The sequence below is a fragment of the Allobosea sp. BH3 genome (assembly GCF_025499465.1).
In the GTDB taxonomy this organism is placed as follows: Bacteria; Pseudomonadota; Alphaproteobacteria; order Rhizobiales; family Beijerinckiaceae; genus Allobosea.
On the sequence record NZ_JAIMCA010000001.1, the window covers coordinates 597,488 to 619,438 of the forward strand.

27 protein-coding genes are annotated in these 21,951 nt (G+C 65.3%); 14 read left to right on the top strand and 13 right to left on the bottom strand.

Translation table 11 applies throughout. The features are described 5' to 3' along the window. Positions 1-224: 224 nt before the first annotated feature. The 3 genes from BoBH3_RS02880 (at position 225) to BoBH3_RS02890 (ending at position 2,277) form a co-directional block, all read left to right on the top strand. Positions 225-509: a c-type cytochrome gene (locus tag BoBH3_RS02880; RefSeq protein ID WP_262329239.1), complete on the top strand. Its 285-nt coding sequence runs from the start codon at positions 225-227 to the stop codon at positions 507-509. 17 nt (positions 510-526) lie between these two features. Next, positions 527-1,804 (top strand): NAD(P)/FAD-dependent oxidoreductase, encoded by a 1,278-nt coding sequence (locus tag BoBH3_RS02885; RefSeq protein ID WP_262329240.1) that lies wholly within the window; start codon positions 527-529, stop codon positions 1,802-1,804. A gap of 80 nt (positions 1,805-1,884) precedes the next feature. Beyond that, positions 1,885-2,277, top strand: coding sequence for a c-type cytochrome (locus BoBH3_RS02890; RefSeq protein ID WP_262329666.1), 393 nt, complete (start codon positions 1,885-1,887; stop codon positions 2,275-2,277). Between the two features lie 7 nt (positions 2,278-2,284). On the opposite strand, the gene soxA is transcribed toward BoBH3_RS02890, so the two are convergent. From soxA to BoBH3_RS02930, 8 genes are all read right to left on the bottom strand, one after another. Further along, positions 2,285-3,040, bottom strand: coding sequence for a sulfur oxidation c-type cytochrome SoxA (gene soxA, locus BoBH3_RS02895; protein WP_262329241.1), 756 nt, complete (start codon positions 3,038-3,040; stop codon positions 2,285-2,287). Positions 3,041-3,048: 8 nt separating this feature from the next. Further along, positions 3,049-3,369: a thiosulfate oxidation carrier complex protein SoxZ gene (soxZ, locus tag BoBH3_RS02900; RefSeq protein WP_262329242.1), complete on the bottom strand. Its 321-nt coding sequence runs from the start codon at positions 3,367-3,369 to the stop codon at positions 3,049-3,051. A gap of 3 nt (positions 3,370-3,372) precedes the next feature. Then, on the bottom strand, positions 3,373-3,855 hold the full coding sequence (locus tag BoBH3_RS02905; RefSeq protein WP_262329243.1) for a thiosulfate oxidation carrier protein SoxY: 483 nt from the start codon (positions 3,853-3,855) through the stop codon (positions 3,373-3,375). After that, a complete protein-coding gene (gene soxX / locus BoBH3_RS02910; protein WP_262329244.1) occupies positions 3,818-4,282 on the bottom strand; it encodes a sulfur oxidation c-type cytochrome SoxX in 465 nt (154 codons plus the stop codon). The genes BoBH3_RS02905 and soxX overlap by 38 nt, the downstream gene beginning before the upstream one ends. Next, complete coding sequence (locus BoBH3_RS02915) at positions 4,260-6,443, bottom strand: xanthine dehydrogenase family protein molybdopterin-binding subunit (RefSeq protein WP_262329245.1); 2,184 nt, start codon at positions 6,441-6,443, stop codon at positions 4,260-4,262. The genes soxX and BoBH3_RS02915 overlap by 23 nt, the downstream gene beginning before the upstream one ends. A 12-nt stretch (positions 6,444-6,455) precedes the next feature. Then, positions 6,456-6,923, bottom strand: coding sequence for a (2Fe-2S)-binding protein (locus BoBH3_RS02920; RefSeq protein WP_262329246.1), 468 nt, complete (start codon positions 6,921-6,923; stop codon positions 6,456-6,458). Between the two features lie 414 nt (positions 6,924-7,337). After that, entirely contained in the window at positions 7,338-8,693 is a 1,356-nt protein-coding gene (locus tag BoBH3_RS02925; RefSeq protein WP_262329247.1) for an MFS transporter, read from the bottom strand. Positions 8,694-8,700: 7 nt separating this feature from the next. Continuing rightward, positions 8,701-8,979 (bottom strand): metal-sensing transcriptional repressor, encoded by a 279-nt coding sequence (locus BoBH3_RS02930; protein ID WP_262329248.1) that lies wholly within the window; start codon positions 8,977-8,979, stop codon positions 8,701-8,703. Between the two features lie 127 nt (positions 8,980-9,106). Between BoBH3_RS02930 and BoBH3_RS02935 the strand changes: the two genes are divergently transcribed. The 3 genes from BoBH3_RS02935 to BoBH3_RS02945 all read left to right on the top strand — a co-directional run bounded on the left by BoBH3_RS02935 (position 9,107) and on the right by BoBH3_RS02945 (position 10,929). Then, a complete protein-coding gene (locus BoBH3_RS02935; protein ID WP_262329249.1) occupies positions 9,107-9,466 on the top strand; it encodes a hypothetical protein in 360 nt (119 codons plus the stop codon). A gap of 120 nt (positions 9,467-9,586) precedes the next feature. Further along, on the top strand, positions 9,587-10,240 hold the full coding sequence (locus BoBH3_RS02940) for a HupE/UreJ family protein (protein WP_316045082.1): 654 nt from the start codon (positions 9,587-9,589) through the stop codon (positions 10,238-10,240). A 17-nt stretch (positions 10,241-10,257) separates the two neighbouring features. Further along, a complete protein-coding gene (locus BoBH3_RS02945) occupies positions 10,258-10,929 on the top strand; it encodes a transmembrane anchor protein (RefSeq protein ID WP_262329251.1) in 672 nt (223 codons plus the stop codon). 314 nt (positions 10,930-11,243) lie between these two features. Here the strand turns inward: BoBH3_RS02945 and BoBH3_RS02950 are convergent, their stop codons facing one another. The 4 genes from BoBH3_RS02950 to BoBH3_RS02965 all read right to left on the bottom strand — a co-directional run bounded on the left by BoBH3_RS02950 (position 11,244) and on the right by BoBH3_RS02965 (position 13,986). Next, positions 11,244-11,717 carry a nuclear transport factor 2 family protein gene (locus BoBH3_RS02950; protein WP_262329252.1) on the bottom strand — a complete coding sequence of 158 codons (474 nt, stop codon included), beginning with the start codon at positions 11,715-11,717 and terminating at the stop codon, positions 11,244-11,246. Between the two features lie 126 nt (positions 11,718-11,843). Beyond that, positions 11,844-12,833 carry a saccharopine dehydrogenase family protein gene (locus BoBH3_RS02955; protein WP_262329253.1) on the bottom strand — a complete coding sequence of 330 codons (990 nt, stop codon included), beginning with the start codon at positions 12,831-12,833 and terminating at the stop codon, positions 11,844-11,846. After that, a complete protein-coding gene (locus BoBH3_RS02960; protein WP_262329254.1) occupies positions 12,830-13,231 on the bottom strand; it encodes a VOC family protein in 402 nt (133 codons plus the stop codon). The genes BoBH3_RS02955 and BoBH3_RS02960 overlap by 4 nt, the downstream gene beginning before the upstream one ends. Before the next feature lie 11 nt (positions 13,232-13,242). Next, positions 13,243-13,986: an SDR family NAD(P)-dependent oxidoreductase gene (locus BoBH3_RS02965; protein ID WP_262329255.1), complete on the bottom strand. Its 744-nt coding sequence runs from the start codon at positions 13,984-13,986 to the stop codon at positions 13,243-13,245. 135 nt (positions 13,987-14,121) lie between these two features. Between BoBH3_RS02965 and BoBH3_RS02970 the strand changes: the two genes are divergently transcribed. From BoBH3_RS02970 to BoBH3_RS03005, 8 genes are all read left to right on the top strand, one after another. Continuing rightward, a complete protein-coding gene (locus BoBH3_RS02970; protein WP_262329256.1) occupies positions 14,122-15,009 on the top strand; it encodes an AraC family transcriptional regulator in 888 nt (295 codons plus the stop codon). Between the two features lie 494 nt (positions 15,010-15,503). Next, positions 15,504-16,535 carry an alpha/beta hydrolase gene (locus BoBH3_RS02975; RefSeq protein WP_262329667.1) on the top strand — a complete coding sequence of 344 codons (1,032 nt, stop codon included), beginning with the start codon at positions 15,504-15,506 and terminating at the stop codon, positions 16,533-16,535. A 55-nt stretch (positions 16,536-16,590) separates the two neighbouring features. Then, positions 16,591-17,661, top strand: coding sequence for an alpha/beta hydrolase (locus BoBH3_RS02980; protein ID WP_262329257.1), 1,071 nt, complete (start codon positions 16,591-16,593; stop codon positions 17,659-17,661). Positions 17,662-17,690: 29 nt separating this feature from the next. Further along, complete coding sequence (locus BoBH3_RS02985; RefSeq protein ID WP_262329258.1) at positions 17,691-18,107, top strand: carboxymuconolactone decarboxylase family protein; 417 nt, start codon at positions 17,691-17,693, stop codon at positions 18,105-18,107. An 8-nt stretch (positions 18,108-18,115) separates the two neighbouring features. After that, entirely contained in the window at positions 18,116-18,586 is a 471-nt protein-coding gene (locus BoBH3_RS02990; RefSeq protein ID WP_262329259.1) for a (R)-mandelonitrile lyase, read from the top strand. 48 nt (positions 18,587-18,634) lie between these two features. After that, on the top strand, positions 18,635-19,075 hold the full coding sequence (locus tag BoBH3_RS02995; protein ID WP_262329260.1) for a cytochrome P460 family protein: 441 nt from the start codon (positions 18,635-18,637) through the stop codon (positions 19,073-19,075). Positions 19,076-19,083: 8 nt separating this feature from the next. Further along, on the top strand, positions 19,084-19,809 hold the full coding sequence (locus BoBH3_RS03000) for a DUF4405 domain-containing protein (RefSeq protein ID WP_262329261.1): 726 nt from the start codon (positions 19,084-19,086) through the stop codon (positions 19,807-19,809). Then, complete coding sequence (locus BoBH3_RS03005; RefSeq protein ID WP_262329262.1) at positions 19,806-20,801, top strand: alpha/beta hydrolase; 996 nt, start codon at positions 19,806-19,808, stop codon at positions 20,799-20,801. Before BoBH3_RS03000 ends, BoBH3_RS03005 begins: the two co-directional genes overlap by 4 nt. Here BoBH3_RS03005 and BoBH3_RS03010 read toward each other — a convergent pair. After that, on the bottom strand, positions 20,789-21,682 hold the full coding sequence (locus BoBH3_RS03010; RefSeq protein WP_262329263.1) for a LysR family transcriptional regulator: 894 nt from the start codon (positions 21,680-21,682) through the stop codon (positions 20,789-20,791). The genes BoBH3_RS03005 and BoBH3_RS03010 overlap by 13 nt on opposite strands. Positions 21,683-21,951 lie beyond the last annotated feature (269 nt).

Below are 21,951 nucleotides of genomic sequence, written 5' to 3' on the forward strand. Positions count from 1 at the left end.
CGACATTGGGCACCGTTCGGAAAGCAGACATTTCGCGCTGACGTGATCGTGACGTGCCCTTGATCGAAATGTGTCGAATGACGGTCTAGCTCCCGAGGGGCGCTTCTGAAACTCTGCCACGAATGCCGAAGCAGAACGTCTCCGACCGCGACAGCGCACATCTTGCTGACAGGCATGGCCAGCCTCGCGCGCGGCGTTTTCTGTGCGCCCTGTGTACAGGATGCGTGACGCTGATGTTCTGGTGGGGGCGGGCAGAAGCGGCCGGGAATGAAGTGCTCGGGCGCCATCTCTCGGCTGAATGCACGGCTTGCCATCAGCTTTCGGGGAAGAGCGTCACCGGAATCCCTCCGATCGTCGGCTGGCCGGAAGACCAGTTCACCGCCGTGCTGGCCTCATATGGGCGCAAGGAGCGCGGTGGCCAGGTCATGCAAGCCATCGCCGCGAAACTCAGCCATGGCGATATGACGGCGCTCGCGGCCTATTTCGGCGCGCTCTCGCCGAAGCCCTGAGATTACGGAGGCTGCCGATGACACAGACGCGTCGTCATCTCGTTGCCGGCTCCGGGGCCATTCTCGCCGCCGCCTCACTGTGCATGCCTGCGGTTCTCGGACAGGCAAAGGCCCGAGTCGTCGTGGTCGGCGGCGGGCCGGGCGGCGCGACTGCGGCCAAATACATCGCCCGCGACGGTGGCGGCGCGATTGCGGTGACGCTGGTCGAGGAAAACGAGACCTATCAGAGCTGTTTCCACTCCAATCTCTATGTCGGCGGCTTCAAGAGCTATGAGCAGCTTCTGCATCGCTATGATGCGCTGACGGCGACCTATGGCATCACGCTCGCGCGCCAGCGCGCCGTCCGGATCGATCGCGACACGAAGGCGGTCCTGCTCGCCGATGGCACGCGCCTGCCTTACGACCGCCTCGTGCTCTCGCCGGGCATCGACCTGAAATACGATTCCGTGCCCGGCTGGTCGCAAGACGCCGAGGAGGCGATGCCGCATGGCTGGAAGCCGGGCCGGCAGACGCAGCTGATCAGGCAGAAGCTCGAGGCGGTGCCCGATGGCGGCACCATCGTCATGATCGCACCGCCCAATCCCTACCGCTGCCCGCCCGGCCCCTATGAACGCGCCTCGATGTTTGCCCATGTCCTCAGGACGACAGGCCGGACCAAGGCACGGGTGGTGATCCTCGACCCCAAGGACAGCTTCTCCAAGCAGGGCGTCTTCATGCCGGACTGGGAAAAGCGCTACGGGTCGATGATCGAATGGCTGGCGCCGCGCGTGCATGACGGCATCAAGTCGGTCGATCCGGCCAAAGGCACGGTCGTCACCGGCTTCGAGACCTATGAGAATTGCGCCTTCGTCAACGTCATCCCGGCCCAGATGGCAGGCGCTATTGCGCGCGAGGCGGGGCTGGCGCCGGCCGGCGGCTATTGCGCCATCGACCCGGCGACGATGAAATCGACCGCCGACCCGGCGGTCTTCGTGCTCGGCGATGCCTGCATCGCCGGCGACATGCCCAAATCGGCCTTCTCGGCCAACAATCAGGCCAAGGTCGCGGCGATGGTCGTCTGCTCCGAACTGGCGGGTGGCCCGGCCTTTCCGACGCGCTACTTCAACACCTGCTGGAGCCTCGTCGCCCCCGACGACGCGATCAAGGTCGGTGGGCGCTACGAGCCGCGCGACGGGCGCATCGCCGCGACCGAAACCTTCATCTCGCAACCAGGCGAAAGCGACGAGGTCCGTCGTCAGACACAGGCCGAGAACATGGCCTGGTACGACGCGATCAGCGCCGACATCTTCACCTGAACGCCCCGCGCTCACCGGATGACGCGCCAGCGCGGCCGGTTCGGTTTTTCGAATTACTCGCATTGGAGACCAGACAGATGATGAAGACGATCGCCGCAACCGCTGCCCTGCTGGCTTCGGCCTGTCTCGGCGCGGCCTCGGCCAGCGCCCAGGACGTTGCCGCCGGCGAGAAATCCTTCGCCAAATGCCGCGCCTGCCATCAGGTCGGCGAAACCGCGAAGAACGTGATTGGCCCGGCGCTCAACGGCCTCTTCGGCCGCCAGTCCGGCACGGTCGAGGGCTACAGCTATTCCCCGGCCAACAAGAGTGCCGGCATAACCTGGGACGATGCCAGCTTCGCCGACTACATCAGGGATCCACGGGCAAAGATGCCTGGCACCAAGATGGTCTTCGCCGGCATCAAGAACGACAAGGAGATTGTCGACCTGGCCGCCTATCTCAAGCAGTTCGCCGCCGACGGCAAGAGAATGTGAGGGCGCGTCACCGGCGCATCGCCGGCGTCTCGCCGGGCAGCCCCTTCGCCCGCCCGGCGAGATAGAGTTCCAGAGCCAGGTATTCGGGCGAGCCATAGTCGAACTGCGACGCCCTGACGCCGAGCGAGCAGGCCCGCAGCCGCCGGTGCAGCGAGCCGACGCTGTTCCATTCGAGGCGATAGGCCGGATAGCCGGTGCCGGCGCCATAGCTGATCGTGTCGCCGCGCAGCTTCTGCCCGACCAGCCCGTCATGGCACTGCTTGCAGGAGAGGTTGAGCTGCCCCTGCCGACGCTCGTAGAAGGCCTTGCCCGCCTCGTAATAGGCCTGCGCCGGCCCATCCGTGCGCACGCTCATCGGCTGGCCGCGCGAGAGCGAGGCGAGATAGGTGGTGAGCGACAGGAGCTCCGCGCTCTCGTAGCCGAAGGCCGGCTGCTGCTGGCGCTCGACGCGACATTGCTCGATCCTGCCCTCGAGATTGAGCAGCTTGCCGCTGGCCCCATCGACCTGCGGATAGCGCACGGCCGCGCCGCGCAGGCTCGTCGCCGGGTCGGCATGGCAGCCGAGGCAGGCCTGCCCGGTCGCAGGCTTCTGCGCGAAAAGCTCCTTGCCCTGGTCGACCCAGAACCAGGCGGGGTTGCGGTTCGGATCGTCCTGCTGGCGCCGCATCTCCGGCGACAGGAAACTGCTGCCCGACGCGATCTCCTCGGCGCCCGCCGGGGCGAGAGCGACGAAAAGGCCGATGAGGAGCAGGGGCAGCCGCAAGGCGTTCCTCAGATCACGGTCAGGCGCGCCGTGCGCGTATAGGTCGCGCCGCCATCCTCGCGCCATTCGAAGACGATGTCGCCGGTCTCGACCGCCCGCGTGCTGAAAGAGACGAAAGGGTTGGCGGCGACGCCCGTATGCATGTCGATGCGGAAGATCTCCGCCCCCGCATAGGTCGCGGTCATCCGGTTCAGGATCTTGCGGGGCACGGTGCCGCCCTTGCCGTCGGACTGGCCGCCGCGATCCATCGGATGGCGCATGAGCACCTTGACCTCGACCGTCTCGCCGACCTTCGCTTGGGGCGGCAGGGTGATGCGGGCATTGAACATCGCTCAGCCTCCGTCGATGCAGGCGCTCAGGGTGACGACGACCGGAGCGGTCGCGACCGCATAGCGGCCATCGCTATGGGCGACCACGGCTGCCACCGTCTGCGACTGGGCGAGGCGCAAGGTGGTGGCGACCAGCGCCCGGCCGGAGCGCGGCGAGAGATGGATGCGGGCCATGTCGGGAAACGGGTTCTTCTCGGCGATCAGATGGATCCAGCGCACATGTGCGGCCTCGGTCATCGGGCTGTCGACGGCGATGCGGACATCGACGGAGTTGCCGTTCTCGACCAGAGCAGGGATCTCCAGCGTCAGCCCGCCCGCGGCTGGCGCGACGCCGTCGGTGACGCGGCGCACGAGATCGTCAAGTGTCTCGGCCCGGGCCGGGCCGGCCAAGGTGGGCAGGACCAGCCCGGCCGCCGCAAGCGCCACGACGTCCCGGCGGCTGGGGGCCTCACTGCGCTTTGAGCGAGGCGAGATAGGAAACGACATCCTCGATCTCCTGTGCCGAGAGGGCGGGCTGGCCGCGATAGGCCGGCGCCACGTCTCGCATGTTCTCGATGCGGAAATAGGGTGGCATCACCGTTTCCGGGTTCAGCCGCGACATGTCGACCAGCCGCAACCGGATCTGTCCGGTGTCGAGCCGCGCGCCCACGCCCCGCAACGGCGGCCCGATCGAGCCCTGAAAGGGTTCGGCCGGATCGTCGCCGTGATGGCAGATCAGGCAGTTGCCGCGCTCGCGATCCCTGACGAGCGCCGCGCCGCGCGCGACATTGCCGATCTTTCCGCCAAGCGGGGCGGTAATGGTGTCCGCGACGACGCGATAGGATTCGAGAGCGCCGGCCTGCGTTGCCAGCAGGGCGAGGACGATCGTCCCCGCCCTGCTGGCAAAGCGCTCACGCCTTCTTGAGGTCGGCATTCTTCAATGGCAGCGAGCGGATGCGCTTGCCCGTGGCAGCGAAGATGGCGTTGAGCACGGCCGGCGCCGCCACCGCGATCGTCGGCTCGCCGACGCCGCCCCAGAAGCCGCCGGACGGCACCAGCACCGTCTCGACCTTCGGCATCGCCTCGAGGCGCATCACCTCATAGGTGTCGAAGTTCTCCTGCTCGACGCGCCCGCCCTTGATGGTGATCTCGCCATAGAGCGCCGCCGACAGGCCATAGACGAAGGAGCCCTCGACCTGCCGTTCGATCTGCGCCGGGTTGACCGCATGGCCGGGGTCGGTCGCCGCGACGATGCGGTGGATCGTCAGCTTGCCGTCATCCGCCACGGATACCTCGGCGACCGCAGCGACATAGGAGCCGAAGCCCATGGTCTGGCAGATGCCGCGGAACACACCGGCCGGCAGCGGCTTGCCCCAGCCGGCGCGCTCGGCCGCTGCGTTGAGCACGGCGAGATGCTTGGGATGGTTCTTCATCAGCGAACGGCGCAGTTCCAGCGGATCCTTGCCCGTCTCATGCGCGATCTCGTCGATGAAGCTCTCGAGATAGACGGCATTCTGGTTGAGGTTGACGCCACGCCAGAAGCCCGGCGGCACATGCGGGTTGCGCATGGCATGGTCGATCAGCAGGTTCGGGAAGGAGTAGCCGATCGAGGCTTCGGGGCCGGGCGCATTGAGGCCCTGGAAAACGGCCGGGTCGCGCCCGTTCTGGATGTTCTGCGGGAAGATGCCGGCGACGATCGACTGGCCCGAGATGCGCATGTGCAGCCCGGTGATGGTGCCGTCCTTGTCGAGCGCGGCCTTGAGCTTGCACTGCGTCACCGGATGGAAGCGCCCGTGCAGCATGTCCTCCTCGCGCGACCAGATCAGCTTCACCGGCGTGCCGGGGATCTGCTTGGCAATCTCGACGACCTGCCGCACCCAGTCATGAACCGCGCCGCGCCGGCCGAAGCCGCCGCCGAGGTCGATCTTGTAGGCCTCGCACTTCGCCAGCGGCAGACCCGACGCCTCGGCCGTGGCTGCCAGCGCCGCCTCGCCATTCTGCGTCGGCGTCCAGACCTCGCATTTCTCCGGCGTGTAGAGCGCCGTCGCGTTCATCGTCTCCATGCAGGCATGGTTCTGGAACGGGTAGCTGTAGCTCGCCTCGATGACGCGTGCGGCACCCGCCAGCGCCGTCTTGGCGTCGCCGTTCTGGTTGCCGACCACGGCCTCCGGCGCATCGAGCCCTTCCTTAAGCCAGGCGGCGATGCTCTCGCTCGACACCTGCGCATGGGGGCCTTCATCCCATTCGATCGGCAGGGCATCGAGCGCGGTCTTGGCCTGCCACCAGGTCTCCGCCACCACCGAGACGGCGCTGTCGCCGACCGGCAGGACGTGCCTGACGCCCGGCATGTCCTTGACCTTGGCGGCGTCGAAGCTCTTCACCTTGCCGCCGAAGACAGGGCAGTCCTTGATCGCGGCGTTGAGCATCCCCGGCAGCTTGAAGTCCATGCCGTAGATCTTCTTGCCGTTGGTCTTGTCCGCGGTGTCGAGCCGCGGCAGCGCCTTGCCGGCAATCGTCCAGTCCTTCGGGTCCTTGAGCGGAACGTCCTTGGGCGCCTCGAGCTTGGCAGCGGCAAGCGCGACCTCGCCATAGCGCAGCGAGCGACCCGATGCCTTGTGGGTGATGAGGCTCTTGTCGGCACTGCATTCCGCTGCCGGCACCTTCCACTGGTTCGCCGCCGCTTGGATCAGCATCATGCGCGCGGCGGCGCCGCCCTTGCGGACATAGTCGTGCGATTCACGGATGCCGCGGCTGCCGCCTGTCGAGAAATTGCCCCAGATCCGGTTGCGGGCAACGTTCTGGCCCGGCGTCGGATATTCGGTCGTCACCTTAGCCCAGTCGCAGTTGAGCTCCTCGGCCACCAGCTGGGCGAGGCCGGTGAGCACGCCCTGGCCCATTTCCGAGCGGGCGATGCGGATCACCACCTTGTCGTCAGGGTGGACGACGACCCACGCATTGATCTCGGGCACACCTGCCTGCTGGGCGAGCGCGGGGATCGAGAAGCCGAAGGAGAAGGCCCCCGCAGTTGCGGCAGAGCCTGCGAGAATGTGGCGACGGGACGGGCGGAATTCGCGAGACTGTGTCGAGACGGTCATGATCGCTCCCCCTCAACCGCGGCCAAGCTGGCCGCCGGCAGCGACATCGAGGATCGCGGCCTTGACCCGAACATAGGTGCCGCAGCGGCAGATATTGGTCATCTCGCTGGCGATATCGGCGTCGGTCGGCTTCGGATTGGCCTGCAGCAGTGCCGCCGCCGTCATGATCATGCCGCTCTGGCAGAAGCCGCATTGCGGCACGTCGTGCTTGATCCAGGCCTGTTGGACCGGATGCGTCCCATCGGGCGAGAGCCCCTCGATGGTGACGATCTTCTGCTCCTCGGTCACCGCGCTGACCGGCAGCGCGCAGGAGCGGGTAGCGACCCCGTCGATATGCACGGTGCAGGCCCCGCACTGCGCGACGCCACAGCCATATTTCGTACCCGTCAGGCCGATCTGCTCACGAATGACCCAGAGCAAAGGCGTGTCGCCGTCGACCGTGACGTCGAGCGTCCGGCCGTTCACATTCAGCTTCGTCACCGCAAACCCTCCCGGTTCGGTTCAGTCAGGACAGCGAGAGAGCCCACGCGCCTCGCCGGAAGCTCCGGCACGCCCGCAAGGCGCGCCGGACCATTTTGAACTGGAACGGATTGAAACTCAGACGCGGCGCGCCGCCAATGGGCTCGATCGGCCGATCACGTTTCGTTATCACCCGAAAAAACCGTCCATATCCCACCGGAAGCCGTCGATTTAGGTGAACTTCACGACTTTTGACACGCAACGCGGCACCGGAAAGCGCCTGATCGCCAATGAGCGATTCACGGACATGTGACCGCTTGTTCTACGGCGAAGCCAGCGGAGTCGAGCGAGCGCCGGACGCTGGTTCGGGTGCAGTGCGCCAAAAGCTGACCTTGAGACGCCGCCCGAGAGCGGACGTCCGGGACGAGCCATCCTTCACCCGGCTCGAGACGGCCAGCTCGGGTGGAGGTCGTCGATGACGATCGTGTGCGAATGCCGTCCCGTGTGCTCGGCCATATGGGGATGGTTGGGCGAAAGTTCGGGGTGGTCGTGCGGGAGAGCGTCGGCACTGCCGGCCGGCCAGAGCCTCGTGGCGCCGACGACGGCGAGCAACGTCGCCGCCCCGAACAGAGCAGCGAGCGTTGCCAGCGGCAGGGTGGCACCGAGCCAGCCCGCGAGCGGATAGGTCACGAGCCAGCAGGCATGCGACAGCGCGAACTGCGCGGCGAACACGGTGGGGCGATCCTCCGCATGAGCGGAGCGGCGCAAGAGTCGCCCCGAAGGCGTCTGCGTGGCCGAATAGCCGATCCCGAGCAGCGCCCAGGTTACGAGCAGCGCGGCCCAGCCAGCAGTGGACGCAGCCGGGGCGAAAGCCCATCCCTTGACTGAGAGCAGGAGCGCGAAGCCGCCGAGTACGGTGGCCAGGAAAGACGCCGCTGTCAGCATCACGGTCCGGTCGGCGTAGCGTTCCAGGATGCGAGGCAGGGTCAGGGCCGAAAGCATCGAGCCGCCGCCGAAGCAGGCGAGCGCCAGCGCGACCGCGTTGTCGTCGAAACCGAGACGGCCCTTCACGATCACGACCGTGTTGACGATGACCAGTGCGCCGCCCATCGCCACGGCCATGTTGAGCGCCAGCAGGCCGCGCAGCCGAGGCGTCGCCAGGTAGATGCGCGTTCCCCGGGTCGTCTTATCGTAGATGCCGCCATCGCGCGGCTTCGCCGGCGAGACCGGCAGCGTCACCGACAGAACCAGCGCGGCCGAAACGAGGAACCCGACGACGGTTCCGGCGAACAGCCAGTGGAAGTTGATGACGGTCAGCAGCGCGGCCGCGAGCATGGGACTGACGATGCTTTCGAGATCATAGGCCAGGCGGGAAAGCGACAGGGCCCGCGTGTAGTCCTCCTCTTCCGGGAGCACATCGGGGATGGTCGCCTGGAAGGTCGGGGTAAACGCGGCCGATGCCGACTGAAGCACGAACACCGCGAGATAGACCTGCCAGGTCTCGGTGATGAACGGCAGCAAGAGCGCGATGGCCGCGCGGACAAGGTCCATCGCTATCAGGAAGGCACGGCGCGGGAGCTGGGCGGCGAAAGCCCCGACGATCGGAGCGACCGTGACATAGGCTACCATCTTGATCGCGAGCGCAGTGCCGAGCACGGCGCCCGCATTCGGTCCGGCGATGTCGAAGGCGAGCAGGCCGAGCGCGACGGTCAGGAGGCCAGTGCCGATGAGCGCGATGATCTGCGCGCCGAACAGACGACCGTAGATCTTGTGGGACAGAACCTGGAGCATCGCGGCCTCAGAGGAACTTGGTGATCTGCTTGAACTCGTCGATCGGCTGGCGCCGCTCGGCCGGGAGGTCGCCGACGACCTCGTCGAGGCAATGATCGAGATGGTCCTGCACCAATGTCCGCTTGGCCGAGGCGATGGCGCTTTCGACCGCCTGGAGTTGCGTGGCGATGTCGAGACATGGGCGTCCCGCCTCGATCATGTCGACGACCTTGGCGAGATGGCCGCCGGCGCGTTTCAGGCGCTTGATGATGGCGGGATGACTATTGTGGACATGCGGTTCGCTCATCCCTGGCCTATATCCCCCTAGGGGGGATAAGGGAAGCCGCAGACGCTTCGATCCGCCTCGTCAAACTTTCGTTAAGAACAGCGCCACAGTCTCAAGCCGCATGAACCGCCGCAGCGCAGCCCATCTCTTGAAGCTCGTCGTCGCCCTTGCGGTGACGGTCGGGATGCTGCTGTCCGCGGTCCACGTCACGACGAGCCACAATCCTGCCGTGCTGGCCCAGGCTGAGGCCGAACGGCACGCCGAACTCGCGATGGAGATCGCCGAGCATGGGCACGCGCATTTCGATGGCGACGAGTCCGAACAGCTTCCGGGGCATCTGCACGGGCACAACTCGGCAGATCATATTCATGACGCGGCCAACGTGGTCCCGGGGCATGCGATGCGCCTGCCGTCACCCATCCGCGTAACTCTCCCAAGAACTCACGACAGCGCTGGGCCTGGCCTGCGCCACTGCCTCGAGCGGCCACCGAGACCCGTCATCGCCTGATCGCGCGCCGCATTCACGCGGCGTTCCCCTCACGACGACATTCTCGGAATTTCCATGACACGTTCCTCACGCGAGGGGCGCCGCAAGCTGCGCGCGCTGTTCCTCGTCCTGTTGGCCGCGATGTTCGGGCTCATCGGCCTGAATGCGGCGCTCGCCCATGCCGTTGCCGAAGGCGACAAGGGCTATATCCAGGAGATCACCGGCATCCATCTGCTGCCCTTCGTCTATCTCGGGGCGAAGCACATGGTCACCGGCTATGACCACATCCTGTTCCTGTTCGGGGTGATCTTCTTCCTCTACCGGCTGAACCACATCGCGCTCTATGTCAGCCTGTTCGCGATCGGCCATTCGACGACCATGCTGCTCGGCGTCTATTTCAACGTCGGGATCAACAGCTTCATCATCGACGCGATCATCGGCCTGTCGGTGGTCTACAAGGCGCTCGACAACATGGGCGCCTATCAGCGCTGGTTCGGCTTCCAGCCGAACACCAAGGTAGCGACGCTGATCTTCGGCCTGTTCCACGGCTTTGGCCTGTCGACGAAGATCCTCGAATACAACATCTCGCCGGACGGGCTCGTGCCGAACCTCATCGCCTTCAATATCGGCGTGGAACTCGGGCAACTCACCGCGCTCGCCATGATCCTCATCGCCATGGGTTTCTGGCGCCGCACCGCCGGATTCTGGCGCCACGCCTACACCGCCAATGTCTGGATGCTCACCGCGGGCTTCGTGCTCGTTGGCTATCAGCTGACCGGCTTCTTCGTCTCCTGATCCAAGGACCTCATCCCATGTACAACACCGACATCCCGACCCGCGCCGAGTTGCCGACCACCAGGCAGCTCCTGCGCTCGACCGCCATCGCCTTCGTCGCCGCCGTCGGCATCCTCATCACCATCGTGCTCCCGGCCGAATACGCCATCGACCCCACGGGTATCGGCCGGGCGCTCCAGCTCACCGAGATGGGCGAGATCAAGACCCAGCTCGCCCAGGAGGCCGAGGCCGACCGGATCCGCGACGAGCAGGCGCCCGCCGCCCCCGCGACGCCGGCTCCCGCCATGCCTGCGCCGGATCAGCGCTCCAGCCTGCTCGGATCCGTAGTCGCCGAACTCTTCATCGGTCAGGCCAGGGCGCAGGCCGCTTCCCGCTCGGACGAGACCGTGATCACGCTCAAGCCCGGCGAGGGCATCGAGTACAAGCTGACCATGAAGGCCGGCGGCAAGGTGAACTTCTCCTGGGCGGCCGAGGGCGGCGTCGTGAATTACGACATGCACGGCGTCCCGACCTCGGGCAGCAAGGAGAAGAGCTACAAGCAGGGCCGCGGCGTCGCCAGCGACGAAGGCGTCCTCACCGCGGAGGGCGACGGCGGCCAGGGCTGGTTCTTCCGGAACCGCGGCAAGGCGGACGTGACGGTCCGGTTGAAGACCACCGGCGCCTATACCGAGATCAAGCGCATGGTCTGAGCCGATGGAGGGCGGCGCAACCGCGCCGCTCTCCTACGCACCACTTCCGGACATCGGAGTGATGCCCGAAAGCGGACATGCGCGCTTACGACCTAGGCTTTGACAGACGATCGGCATTTGGAAACGATCGCCTGCATGAGGCGGCGTGAAATGGGCTCGACCGCAAGCGGCAACCTCAAAGGATCGCTGATCTCCGAGGTTGAGGGGCTTGGCGCGTGATCGGTCGCCTCGAAGATGACGCGTAGCGCACACCTCCATGGCAGGGCATGCCTTGGCGAGCCGGCTGCGAAGCGCAGCTAGCCTATCAGGTAGAGCTAAACCTCCGACATGACGGTCACGTCGCCGTCACGCCAGATGTTGTCGACCGTGTTGCGCGTGATGATCCAGTGATCGCCCTGTCTCGCCAGTTCCACGTCGTATCGATTCTTCATCAGGTAGTGATGCGTGGGGTCTTTCACCGGAACGTGCTGCGCCTCGACGAGAGCATCGAGGCGGGCGAGGTCGCCGTCGATGGTCACCAACGGATTGCTCACAGAATGGCTCGTGTCGAGTTGGGCGAGCGAGCCTGACAAGGCCGCGATGATGTTCGTCCGGCCTTCGATCACAGGGTAGTCGAACCCTGCCTTGGCAGCGGCGGGCCGGAAATCGGACACCGCGTCCTCGGCGAGCGAGGACGCGAGCAGGTCCCAGTCGCGCCGATCGATGCCGGCCGCGAAGCGGTACAGGGCCTCGACCACAGCGAGCTTGTCGGCGGCACTCGTTTGGGAAGCGGATGTGGTAGTCGACATGGTGTCTCCTGGACTGGTTCATTTGTGACCTGAGTGAGGGCGCTCGGACGATGGGCGTCGGGTTGTGTCCAACGCTGAATCGGCCTGAAGGGGTTCGCTCCGACGGCTTGCCCGAGCTTCTCCTGTTCAAGTCGGGAGGTCGGTGATGGTCGTGTCGGCGATCGTCTCGGCGAAGCCTGCACCGAACAGTCCGGCGGGTGTTTGGAAGCCCGAGCGGGCCTCGCCGTCGATGACACGCCGCGCGGCCTCGGCGGCGGCCAGGGCGGTGAAGCTGTAGCCGTTGACGGTGTCGAGGATGGAGCGAACCACGTTCCCGTCGGTACCCGTCACCTCGACCGCAGCCTGGTAGCGGTTGGCCTTCCGATGCTCCGCATCCGGGCCTGCAGCTAATGCCTTCAGGTCTCCCTGCGCGAAAGCGCCACCGGACACGTGAACGAAGGTCTCGACATCTTGCGCTCCGGTGGTGCGCCCGATCGTGATCAGGTCCGGCAGCGTCAGGGGAAAGCAATCCACTTCGCCCAGGCCGAAGTCGAAGGGTCGGGTCGCGGAAGAGCCACGGCTCTGAAGCTGGCCGCCGCGTCGGGCAAGCGTCTCGATCATGACGTTCTCGGTAGCGCTGATCGCAGACCCGCGTGACATCGAACCTGTGACGTGGAGGGCGATCCTGATCGTCCGCGCCATGTCTATACGGGCGACGGCGTGGCTCGCCAGCGAGCCCAGCATCGCGACGCTGCCACCGCTGCCGGGCAGCAGCATGACACCCGCCGCTATTGCATCCGCATCCAGCTTCTCCGCCAGCAGATAGCTGTCGAGTTCGGCGGCGATGTCGAGATAATGGACACCTGCGGCGATGGCGGCGCGCATCAAAGGCTCGGCCGTTCGCATGAACGGTCCGGCGCAGTTCAGCAGGACATCGATGCCCTGCAGGGCCGCTGCGACGGCGATCGGATCATCGGCCGGGAACACGCGACTCGGCAGGCCGAGGCTTGCCGCAAGCTCTGATAGAGGAGCTTCCGAGCGCCCGGCGAGAATGATTTTCAGCCCGGCCGCCTTAGCGTGCTCAGCCACCATGCTGCCGGTGTAGCCGGCCGCACCATGGATCATCAGGACCTTCATGGCCGGTGCTGCCAATCCTTGTAGACGAACTCCAGGCTGTATCCGTCCGGGTCCAGAATGTTCGCAGCGTAGTAGCGGGGATCGTAGTAAAGGCGGGCTGCCGGCGCGCCGTTGTCGGTCGCGCCTGCGGCCATGGCGGCGGCGTAGGCCGCATCGACCTCCGCCTGACCGTTCGCGACGAAGCCGATATGGGCAGCGCGGCCTTCGACCACGCCTTCCCGCAGCCAGAAGAAGATCCTCCCGTCGCAGCCGAAGCCCTTTAGGTCGGGATGTCCTGGCGGACCGTCGGCGCCGTCGTAATCGACCCGGTCGACGATGCCGAGCGGTGCCAGCGCGGCCGTGTAGAAAGCGATGGATCGCGTCAGGTCGCTGACGGAGATGAAGATGTGGTCGAGCATGCTGCTTCCAATCAGATGATGTAGCCGCCGCCGACTTCGACGTTCTGGGCGTTGATCCAGGCGCTCTCTTCCGACAGCAGGCTGGCGACGACGCGGCCGACATCGTCGGGCTCGCCGACACGGCCGAGCGCGGTCTGGGCCGACAGCATCGCCTCGAATTCGTCGTTGAGCCCGCCGCCGAGCTCCGTCCGGATGGCGCCCGGCGCGATCGAGTTGGCGCGGATGCCGCGTTCGCCGAACTCCTTGGCCATATAGCGCGTCAGGACTTCGAGCCCACCCTTGAACGAGGCGTAGGGGGCGACGCCAGCGGTGGCGACGCGGGTCGTGGCACTGGTCAGGTTCAGGATGGCCCCGCCATCGGCCATCAGCGGCAACAGGGTCTGGGTCAGGAAGAACGGCCCCTTGAGGTGGACATTGAACAGCCCGTCGAACTGCGCTTCACTGACCGTCGTGATTGGCTCGAACAGGCCATAGCCGGCGTTGTTCACGAGATAGTCGAAGTTCTTCCGGCCCCAGACCCGTCCGAGGGTCTCGGTAACCTGATCGCGGAAGACCGAGAAGGACGCGCTCTTCCCGACATCCAGTGCGAGCGCAGCGGCCTTGCCGCCAGCCTTCTCGATCTCGGCAACTGCGGCCTCGGCGCCGGCGGGATGACTGTTATAGGTCAGCACGACGCCCATGCCTCGGCTGGCGCATTGCAGCGCGGCGCTGCGACCCAGGCCGCGGCTACCGCCGGTGATGATGACGATCTTCATGGTGTGGCTCCCGTCTCTTCGGTGACTAAAGAGATAGGCCTCCGCCGCGCCGCAGGCGTTACGTGATCCTGCCCCAGTCTTGCCTGATCCTGCTTTCCGCTTGTGGTGCGCAGCGCGAACGCGCAGGGATGGGAGATGGAAACAGCCCTCGAAGAACTGCGTCGCCTGGCCGCCCACGCCGAAAATAGGCGGACGGAAACGGGCATTCCGCGCCTCGCCATGGTGCAGGGGAAAATCCCCGAGCACGACCTGGCGGCCGTGTACGAACCGATGATCAACCTGATTCTGCGCGGGTCGAAATCGATGACCGTCGGCGACCGGACCCTTCACTATGATCCGGCCACCTATTTCGTCATGTCGGTCGAACTGCCCGCCGTCGGCAGCGTCCATCCGGCGGTGACCGGCGAGCCCTATCTGGCGGTCAGCCTGACGCTCGATCCAAAAATCATCGCCGAGCTGCTGGCGTCCGCTCCGGCTGCTGCCGGGCGCGAAAGCAGCCAGGGTTTCTCAGTCGCCCCGGTCACGCCCGAGCTGCTCGGTGGCTGGGTCCGACTGCTGCGCCTGATGGAGCATCCCGACGACATCCCTGTCCTAGCTCCGGCCTATGAACGCGAGATCCTGTATCGCGTGCTGCAAGGGCCGCAGGGCTGGATGCTGCGCGACATCGCCACGCCCGAAACCGCCCTGTCGCGCATCCACGCCGCCATTCTCTGGATCCGCGAGAACTTCACCCAGCCTTTGCGGATCGAGTCGCTCGCGGACAGGGTCGCCATGAGCGTTTCGGCCTTTCACCGCCAGTTCAAGGCGGTGACCAATATGAGCCCGCTCCAGTTCCAAAAGACTATCCGGCTCATGCATGCGCGCCGGCTCATGGTCACCGAGGCGCTCAGTGCGGCCTCGGTCTCGATCCGCGTCGGCTATGAAAGCCCGTCCCAGTTCAGCCGCGAATACAGCCGCCTGTTCGGCCAGTCGCCGGTGCGAGACACGGCGGATCTCGCTGGTGCCTGGAGAAGCGCGCGTTAGTTCGGTCAGCGCCAAATAACTGACGTCGCCACCTATCCCGAGAGCGGAAGCCCGCGGTTCTGACGCGAGATATCGACTCCAGACCTCCTAGGTTAGCGGAGTTTGGCGATACCGATGCCGTCGAGCTTTGCGCGATCCTTGATGGACTCTGCGCTACGGATCATTGCTTTCGCAATCGCCTTCAGGGCCATGCCCTGCCCAGCAAGCAATTTCAGTAGCAGCAACGCGATGAAATTGACCGACTGGTATCTAGGTCAACCACCGGGTCGCGCCAGTTGCGGACATTGACGCCATGCCCAAAAGCGGACCGCAGGAGTGCGCCACTCTCCATCGTATTAATTAGACATACTTATCAGACCTATTGGATTTAGATATCTAATCGAAGAGTGGCGAGGTGACTAAGTTCCTCACGAGCTGATCCAGCGAACGAGGGGTGAATGCCTGCCATCGACACCAGAATTCTCATCGCGCCCTTCCTTCTTGCGGGGGGCTTGATGGGTTCAACACCGGCGTTCGCTCAAGAGGCGGCCAAGCCCGGCCTTTTGACGATCCAGACACAAGGCAGCTTCGCTGTCGGCGGGACGGTGGCGAAAACCCCCGGGACTTTCGACAACAACAAGCCAACTGTCGAAGGGCAGAGCCTGCATGGCGATCACCTCTACGCCTTCTACCAGGTCCCCCAGAATCCCAAGGCGCTGCCCGTCGTCATGCTGCACGGCGCCTTCCAGTCGGCGCGCAGCTGGGAGACGACCTCGGATGGGCGCGAGGGCTTCCAGACCCTCTTCCTGCGTCGCGGTTTCCCGGTCTATCTCGTCGATCAGCCGCGCCGCGGGCGCGCCGGCAACAGCACGGTCGGGGCGACGATCGATCCCACCCCCTATGACCAGCTCTTCTTCGATCAGTTCCGGCTCGGCAAATGGCCGAACTACTTCGATAACGTGCAGTTCGATCGCAAGCCCGAGACGTTGGAACAGTTCTTCCGCTCGGTCACGCCGAATACCGGGCCATACGATGCCGCCGTCATTTCCGATGCGATGGCGGCGCTGCTCGCCAAGACCGGTCCTGCGATCCTGTTCACGCATTCCCAAGGTGGCGGCCCGGGCTGGCTGACAGCGATCAAGAACGCCAACGTCAAGGCAATCGTCGCGTTCGAACCGGGCAGCGGCTTCATCTTCCCGGAAGGCGAGCTGCCCCCGGCCATGCCGAGCGCTGCCGGGACTCTGTCGCCCGAGGCAGTGCCGCTGGCGGATTTCCAGAAACTCACCCGCATCCCGATCGTCATCTATTACGGCGACAATTTCCCGGTCGAGCCGACAACGGAGCGCGGGCAGGACAACTGGCGCGTCCGGCTGGCGATGGCCAAGCTCTGGGTCGCAGCCGTGAACCGGCACGGCGGGGATGCGCGCCTCGTGCACCTTCCCGAGATCGGCATACGCGGCAACACGCACTTCCCCTTCTCCGACCTGAACAACATCGAGATCGCAGACCTGGTCTCGAAGTTCCTCGCCGAGAAGAAGGTCGACTGAGGCCGGAGGCGCATCGCGCCCGGTCCGAAGCACTCAATTCGAAAGGATGACCATGATGAACCGTAGAACCGTCCTGACGACGGCCGTCGCTGCCGCTGCAGGCTTTGCAGCCGGCGAGGCCGGCGCCGCCGATGACAGGAAAAACCCCTTCGGCCTCGTCTACCGGGGCGCGATCACCGCGAACGACCCCGGCAAGGTCAATATCCATCCGGTCACTTACAAGCTCGGTGGGCTGGACATCGTCGCCAATGTCTACACCCCGGCTGGCTACAGCGCCGACAAGACCTATCCTGCCATCGTCGTCGCCCATCCGAACGGTGGCGTGAAGGAGCAGGTCGCAGGGCTCTACGCCCAGCGGCTGGCGGGCGAGGGCTACATCGCGATCACGGCGGACGCGGCCTATCAGGGCGGCAGTAATGGTCAGCCTCGCAGCGTGGACAAGCCCCAGAACCGCGTCGAGGACATCCACGGCATGGCGGATTTCATCACCCGCTATCCGGGTGTCGATGCCGCGCGCGTCGGGCTGCTCGGCATCTGCGGCGGAGGCGGTTATTCGCTTTCGGCGGCAAAGGTCGACAAGCGGTTCAAGTCGATCGCCACGTTGAGCATGTTCAACTCCGGGCGCGTCCGCCGCAACGGCTTCGCGGATTCTCAAGTCAACACCATCCAGGACCGCCTGCGGCAGGTCTCCCAGGCCCGTGCGCAGGAGGCTGCAGGTGGTGAGATCCTCTATTCGGGTGACGCCAACCTGAGCGACGAGCAGATCGCCAAGCTCCCCTTCGAGATGTACCGGCAGGGTTACGAGTACTACTGGAAGACCCACGCTCACCCGAACTCGACGTTCAAGTACACGACCAGCAGCCTGTTAGACCTGATGCGCTGGGATGCGACCGACCAGATCGAGCTGATCGACCAGCCATTGCTGATGATCGCCGGCAGCAAGGCCGACAGCCTCTACATGACCAAGGAGGCCTTCCCGAAGGCGACCGGCGCCAAGGACAAGGAGAAGTTCGAGATCGAGGGCGCGACGCATATCGAGACCTACTGGGTGCCGAAATACGTCGATGCCGCCATGGCCAAGCTGACCCCGTTCTTCGCCCGGACGCTTCCGTCCGGCCGAACCTGAGCCATCTCCCAACCCGAACGAGGTCTGCCATGCGAACGATCCGCAACGCGTCGGTTGCTGCCCTGCTGCTCAGCGCAGCGCCATTCGAGGGCTCCACCCAAGCGCAAACCGCAAACCAGCCGGCGACGGCAAAGCCGCCGTCCCGCGCCCAGCAGCTCATGGGGGACATCGCCCCGAAAATGGCCGAGCTGACCGACAATGTGCTGTTCGGCGACATCTGGGAACGGCCGGGACTGGCCAAGCGCGACCGCAGTCTGATCACGGTCGCGGCCCTGATCGCGCTGAACCGGCCCGAGCAGCTCCGCTCGCACATGGCGCTGGCCCGCACGAACGGCGTCAAGGAAGAGGAGATCGTCGAGGCGATCACGCAGCTCGCCTTCTACGCCGGCTGGCCGAACGCGATCGCGGCCATCAACGTCGCCCGCGAAGTCTTCAAGCAGAAGTGAGCCATCGCATGCTCGCTCCCGCTCTGATCTTCGCGGCGATGGCGCTGCCCTTCGGCGCGGCGCTCGCCCAAACCGACCGGGCCGTCGTCGTTCAACGCTCCGGCGCGCAGAAGCCTGCCGCCGGCCCGGCCCAGAACTTCACGGGAAAGGTCGAGGTATCTGGCCGGTTCCAAGGTACGGCACCCGCCCGCATCGGCGGGGGCACGGTCACATTCGAGGCGGGCGCCCGCACCGCCTGGCACACGCACCCGCTCGGCCAGACGCTGATCGTCACCGAGGGTGTCGGCCGAGTGCAGCACTGGGGCGGTGAGATCCAGGAGATCCGGCCCGGCGACATCGTCTGGATTCCGCCGGGCGTGAAGCACTGGCATGGCGCCTCCCCGGCTTCCGTGATGACCCATATCGCCATCTCGGAATCCCTCGATGGCAAGACCGTCGACTGGATGGAGCATGTCTCCGACCAGCAATATGGCCGCTGAGGATCCCAGATGAAGCTTGCTACTCAAGCGGCCCTCACGGCCGTAGCGATGACCGTTGTTCTCAGCGTCGGCTGGCAGGTCCATGCCGAAGCCACGCGCGCGACGCTGCCCGACCTCGACAAGCTGGTCCACTACACGACCGTGCGCCGCGGCAACGTCACCGAACACATCATGACGACGCCGCAGGCGCTGGACGCCGTCAGGAACAAGCAACCGATCCCCAGCGGCACGCACTTCGTGCTGGTCGACTACCGGGACGGCAAGCTGTTCCGCTACTTCGTGATGGAGAAGGGCAAGGGTTGGGGCGCCGACTATGACGAGCGCCGCCGGACCGGTGACTGGCAGTATCAGTGGTTCTGGCCGGATGGAAAGATCAACACGGCCGAGAACACGGCACGCTGCGCGAGCTGCCACGGCAGCCAGGCGAGCAGCGACTATCTCTACACCGCCTACCGGATTCCCCGCTTCAACGGCACGGCGGTCGAGTAGGCCAGACGATGAGCCGGGTCTTCGCCCTTCGCCTCTGGCTGGACGGTTTCGCCGCCGTCCTGCTCGTATTCGGCCTCTCCTACTGGTGGCTGGGCAATGTCGCGCATGAGATCGCCGGGACGCTGATGTTCGTCCTGCTGATCGCGCATAACCTGTTCAATCGCCGCTGGTATGGAAACCTCCCGAGAACCCGGCGCGAACCCCGCAGCCTCTTCAACGTCCTCGTCACGGCCGGTCTCTTGTCAGCCATGCTGGTGCTGCTCGTGACCAGCGTCCTGATCTCGAACGCACTCGCATCCGTCCTGCCGCCTTGGGGTGGGTTCACCGTGCGGCAGATCCATACCGTCGCCGCCTACTGGGTCCTCGTGATCGTAGCGGTGCATCTCGGCCTGCGCTGGCCGATGCTGATGGGTCTCGCCAGGATTGGCTTCGGCATCCGCGGGGCGAGCGTCGTCAGGACCTGGATTCTGCGTGCGACCACTGGCGTGGTGGCCGCCTTCGGCGTGTGGAGCTGCCTGGTTCTGGGGCTCGGCATGAAGCTGACAATGCAGATGAGCCTGGACTGGTGGAACTTCGAAGAGTCAGTCGCAGGCTTCTTCATCCACATCGGCGCCGTAACCGGGCTCGCCATCTCGGGAACATACTACGCGATGAAACTGATTGAGGTTGCCCGCCGCGATCGTCGCCAAGGCCGCGTCGCTGCTCGGCCGATCCCGGAGAGCGTCTCGCCATGAGCGCGCGTCTGTCACGGCGTGAATGGCTCGCCGCGGCGGTGTTATGCTCCGCCCCGGGTCGTGGAACGGCAGGAACGCCGTCGAAGGGAACAACCTCCGTCACCTACGCTGCGCTGACGCCTGAAAGCACATTGGGCGAACTACTGAGCCATCCGGCCTTCAAAGGGTTCGGGCGACGCCTGTTGCCCTGGGATGATCGCGACGTCGACGAGCAAGCCCGGCTGTCCGATATCGGCGCCTTGCTGCCCTACCACACCAACATCGACCTCCCCTCGACCGTCGCTGCCCTGAACCGACTCGTTGCGGACGCGGCTGCGGGCCATCAGGTTTTCTACGAACTCTACGATGATGCAGAGCGGAAGGCGGAACCCGACAAGGCGCATGCCGGTCTTTTCTTCTTCCGCGGAACCCCCGGTGCACCATTCGCGATCGTCGCCCCGGGCGGCGGCTTCGCCTATGTCGGATCGGTCCATGAGGGCTTCCCCTACGCAGCCGAGATCAGTCGCGCCGGATTGAATGCCTTCGTCCTGAAATACCGGGCCGGGCGGGGTGGGCAGATCGCTACCCAGGACCTGGCCGCTGCGATCGGCTTTGTGTTCCGTAACGCCGGCAACCTGGCGGTCGACACGAAAGGCTATTCGCTGTGGGGCAGCTCTGCGGGCGCGCGGATGGCGGCCTTCATCGGCAGCCATGGTGCGGCCCGCTTCGGCGGGCCCGACTTGCCCCGGCCGGCGGTCGTCGTGACGGCGTATACGGCGCATTCCGACGTCGGCGAAAGCGAACCCCCGACATTCGCAGTCGTGGGCTCCCGGGATGGCATCGCGCCACCGGCATCGATGGAGCGAAGGGTCGATGCCTTGCGGCGCCTAGGCACGGAGGTGGACTATCGTGTGTATCCCGGCGTCGGCCACGGTTTCGGTCTGGGCATCGGAACCAGTGCAGAGGGCTGGATCAGGGAGGCTATCCAGTTCTGGCGGCGTCAACCACGGTAGCGCAGGACATCGATCAGCAGGGAGAGAGCCGACGAGGAATGCCGCCGGCTCGGATAGTAGAGGTGGTAGCCGGGAAACGGCGGGCACCAATCGTCGAGGACGCGTATGAGTTTTCCCGTGCGGATATGCGGGATCGCCTGGTCCTCGGGCAGATACGCAAGGCCCAGCCCGTCGAGGGCCGAACTCAGGCGAAGCGCGAGGCTATTGAATACGAGCTGGCCCTCGCCACGCACCTTGACCTCGCGCCCGTCCTTTTCGAGTCCCCAAGGAAACAGCCCACCATAGGTGGGAAGACGAGACGCGATGCAGTTGTGAGAGGTCAGATCTTGTGGTGTTCCCGGAACACCGTAGCGCTTGAAATAGGCTGGTGATCCGACCACCGCCATGCGCATCTCAGGCCCGATCCGGACGGCGATCATGTCCTTTGCTACCTGTTCGCCGAGCCGCACGCCCGCGTCATAGCCCGCCGCCACGATATCGACGAGGGCATAGTCGACGATGATCTCGACCTTGATATCGGGATGATCCGGCAGCAAGCGGCGTAGCGCTGGTTGCAAAGCCGCGATCGCGGCATGTTCGCCAGCGGTGATGCGGATCGTCCCTGCTGGCTTGCCCCGCAATTCGCCAAGCGCTGCGATCTCCGCCTCGATCTCGTCGAAACGCGGCGCGACGGCTTCGAGCAGCCTTAGACCAGCTTCGGTGGGAGCGACGCTTCTGGTCGTACGCGTCAGAAGTCTTAGCTTGAGGCGTTCCTCGAGGGCCTTGATGGTCTGGCTGAGTGCGGACTGCGATACTCCCAGCTTGGCACCAGCCTTGGTGAAACTGCGTTCCTTTGCGACCATGGCAAAAGCGGCGAGGTCGTTGAAGTCTGGCTGCGCCATTAATTAGACTGCCTTATGAGACCCGCCGAATTATAAATCCTTATCCTCGTAACCCACTCGCTGGCTACACCTCCCTGATAGCGAGATCGCGGCTTACCTGATCGGCTTCTTCGGCACCGGGATAGTCGGCGCCTATATCGCGGCACTGGGGTCTCGATGGGGGCTTGAGGAAACTCCCCTGCAAGCTCCTCAACGCCGTCGCCATACGCGGTGAAGTGGTCCTCGGCCATGCCTTTGCGTCCGAACGCGACCGGCACGAGGTCAGGCCA

Coding starts and splice junctions, on each gene's coding strand:
- BoBH3_RS03010 (WP_262329263.1), bottom strand. CDS start 21,682: ATGGCGCAGCCAGACTTCAACGACCTCGCCGCTTTTGCCATGGTCGCA.
- BoBH3_RS02960 (WP_262329254.1), bottom strand. CDS start 13,231: ATGCTCGACCACATCTTCATCTCCGTCAGCGACCTGACGCGATCCATC.
- BoBH3_RS02985 (WP_262329258.1), top strand. CDS start 17,691: ATGCGAACGATCCGCAACGCGTCGGTTGCTGCCCTGCTGCTCAGCGCA.
- BoBH3_RS02945 (WP_262329251.1), top strand. CDS start 10,258: ATGTACAACACCGACATCCCGACCCGCGCCGAGTTGCCGACCACCAGG.
- BoBH3_RS02995 (WP_262329260.1), top strand. CDS start 18,635: ATGACCGTTGTTCTCAGCGTCGGCTGGCAGGTCCATGCCGAAGCCACG.
- BoBH3_RS03000 (WP_262329261.1), top strand. CDS start 19,084: ATGAGCCGGGTCTTCGCCCTTCGCCTCTGGCTGGACGGTTTCGCCGCC.
- BoBH3_RS02975 (WP_262329667.1), top strand. CDS start 15,504: ATGGGTTCAACACCGGCGTTCGCTCAAGAGGCGGCCAAGCCCGGCCTT.
- BoBH3_RS02940 (WP_316045082.1), top strand. CDS start 9,587: ATGTTCGGGCTCATCGGCCTGAATGCGGCGCTCGCCCATGCCGTTGCC.
- BoBH3_RS02925 (WP_262329247.1), bottom strand. CDS start 8,693: ATGCTCCAGGTTCTGTCCCACAAGATCTACGGTCGTCTGTTCGGCGCG.
- BoBH3_RS02970 (WP_262329256.1), top strand. CDS start 14,122: ATGGAAACAGCCCTCGAAGAACTGCGTCGCCTGGCCGCCCACGCCGAA.
- BoBH3_RS02890 (WP_262329666.1), top strand. CDS start 1,885: ATGAAGACGATCGCCGCAACCGCTGCCCTGCTGGCTTCGGCCTGTCTC.
- soxZ (WP_262329242.1), bottom strand. CDS start 3,369: ATGTTCAATGCCCGCATCACCCTGCCGCCCCAAGCGAAGGTCGGCGAG.
- BoBH3_RS02930 (WP_262329248.1), bottom strand. CDS start 8,979: ATGAGCGAACCGCATGTCCACAATAGTCATCCCGCCATCATCAAGCGC.
- BoBH3_RS02905 (WP_262329243.1), bottom strand. CDS start 3,855: ATGTCGTTTCCTATCTCGCCTCGCTCAAAGCGCAGTGAGGCCCCCAGC.
- BoBH3_RS02980 (WP_262329257.1), top strand. CDS start 16,591: ATGAACCGTAGAACCGTCCTGACGACGGCCGTCGCTGCCGCTGCAGGC.
- BoBH3_RS02955 (WP_262329253.1), bottom strand. CDS start 12,833: ATGAAGGTCCTGATGATCCATGGTGCGGCCGGCTACACCGGCAGCATG.
- BoBH3_RS02950 (WP_262329252.1), bottom strand. CDS start 11,717: ATGTCGACTACCACATCCGCTTCCCAAACGAGTGCCGCCGACAAGCTC.
- BoBH3_RS02965 (WP_262329255.1), bottom strand. CDS start 13,986: ATGAAGATCGTCATCATCACCGGCGGTAGCCGCGGCCTGGGTCGCAGC.
- soxX (WP_262329244.1), bottom strand. CDS start 4,282: ATGCCGACCTCAAGAAGGCGTGAGCGCTTTGCCAGCAGGGCGGGGACG.
- BoBH3_RS03005 (WP_262329262.1), top strand. CDS start 19,806: ATGAGCGCGCGTCTGTCACGGCGTGAATGGCTCGCCGCGGCGGTGTTA.
- BoBH3_RS02885 (WP_262329240.1), top strand. CDS start 527: ATGACACAGACGCGTCGTCATCTCGTTGCCGGCTCCGGGGCCATTCTC.
- BoBH3_RS02915 (WP_262329245.1), bottom strand. CDS start 6,443: ATGACCGTCTCGACACAGTCTCGCGAATTCCGCCCGTCCCGTCGCCAC.
- BoBH3_RS02990 (WP_262329259.1), top strand. CDS start 18,116: ATGCTCGCTCCCGCTCTGATCTTCGCGGCGATGGCGCTGCCCTTCGGC.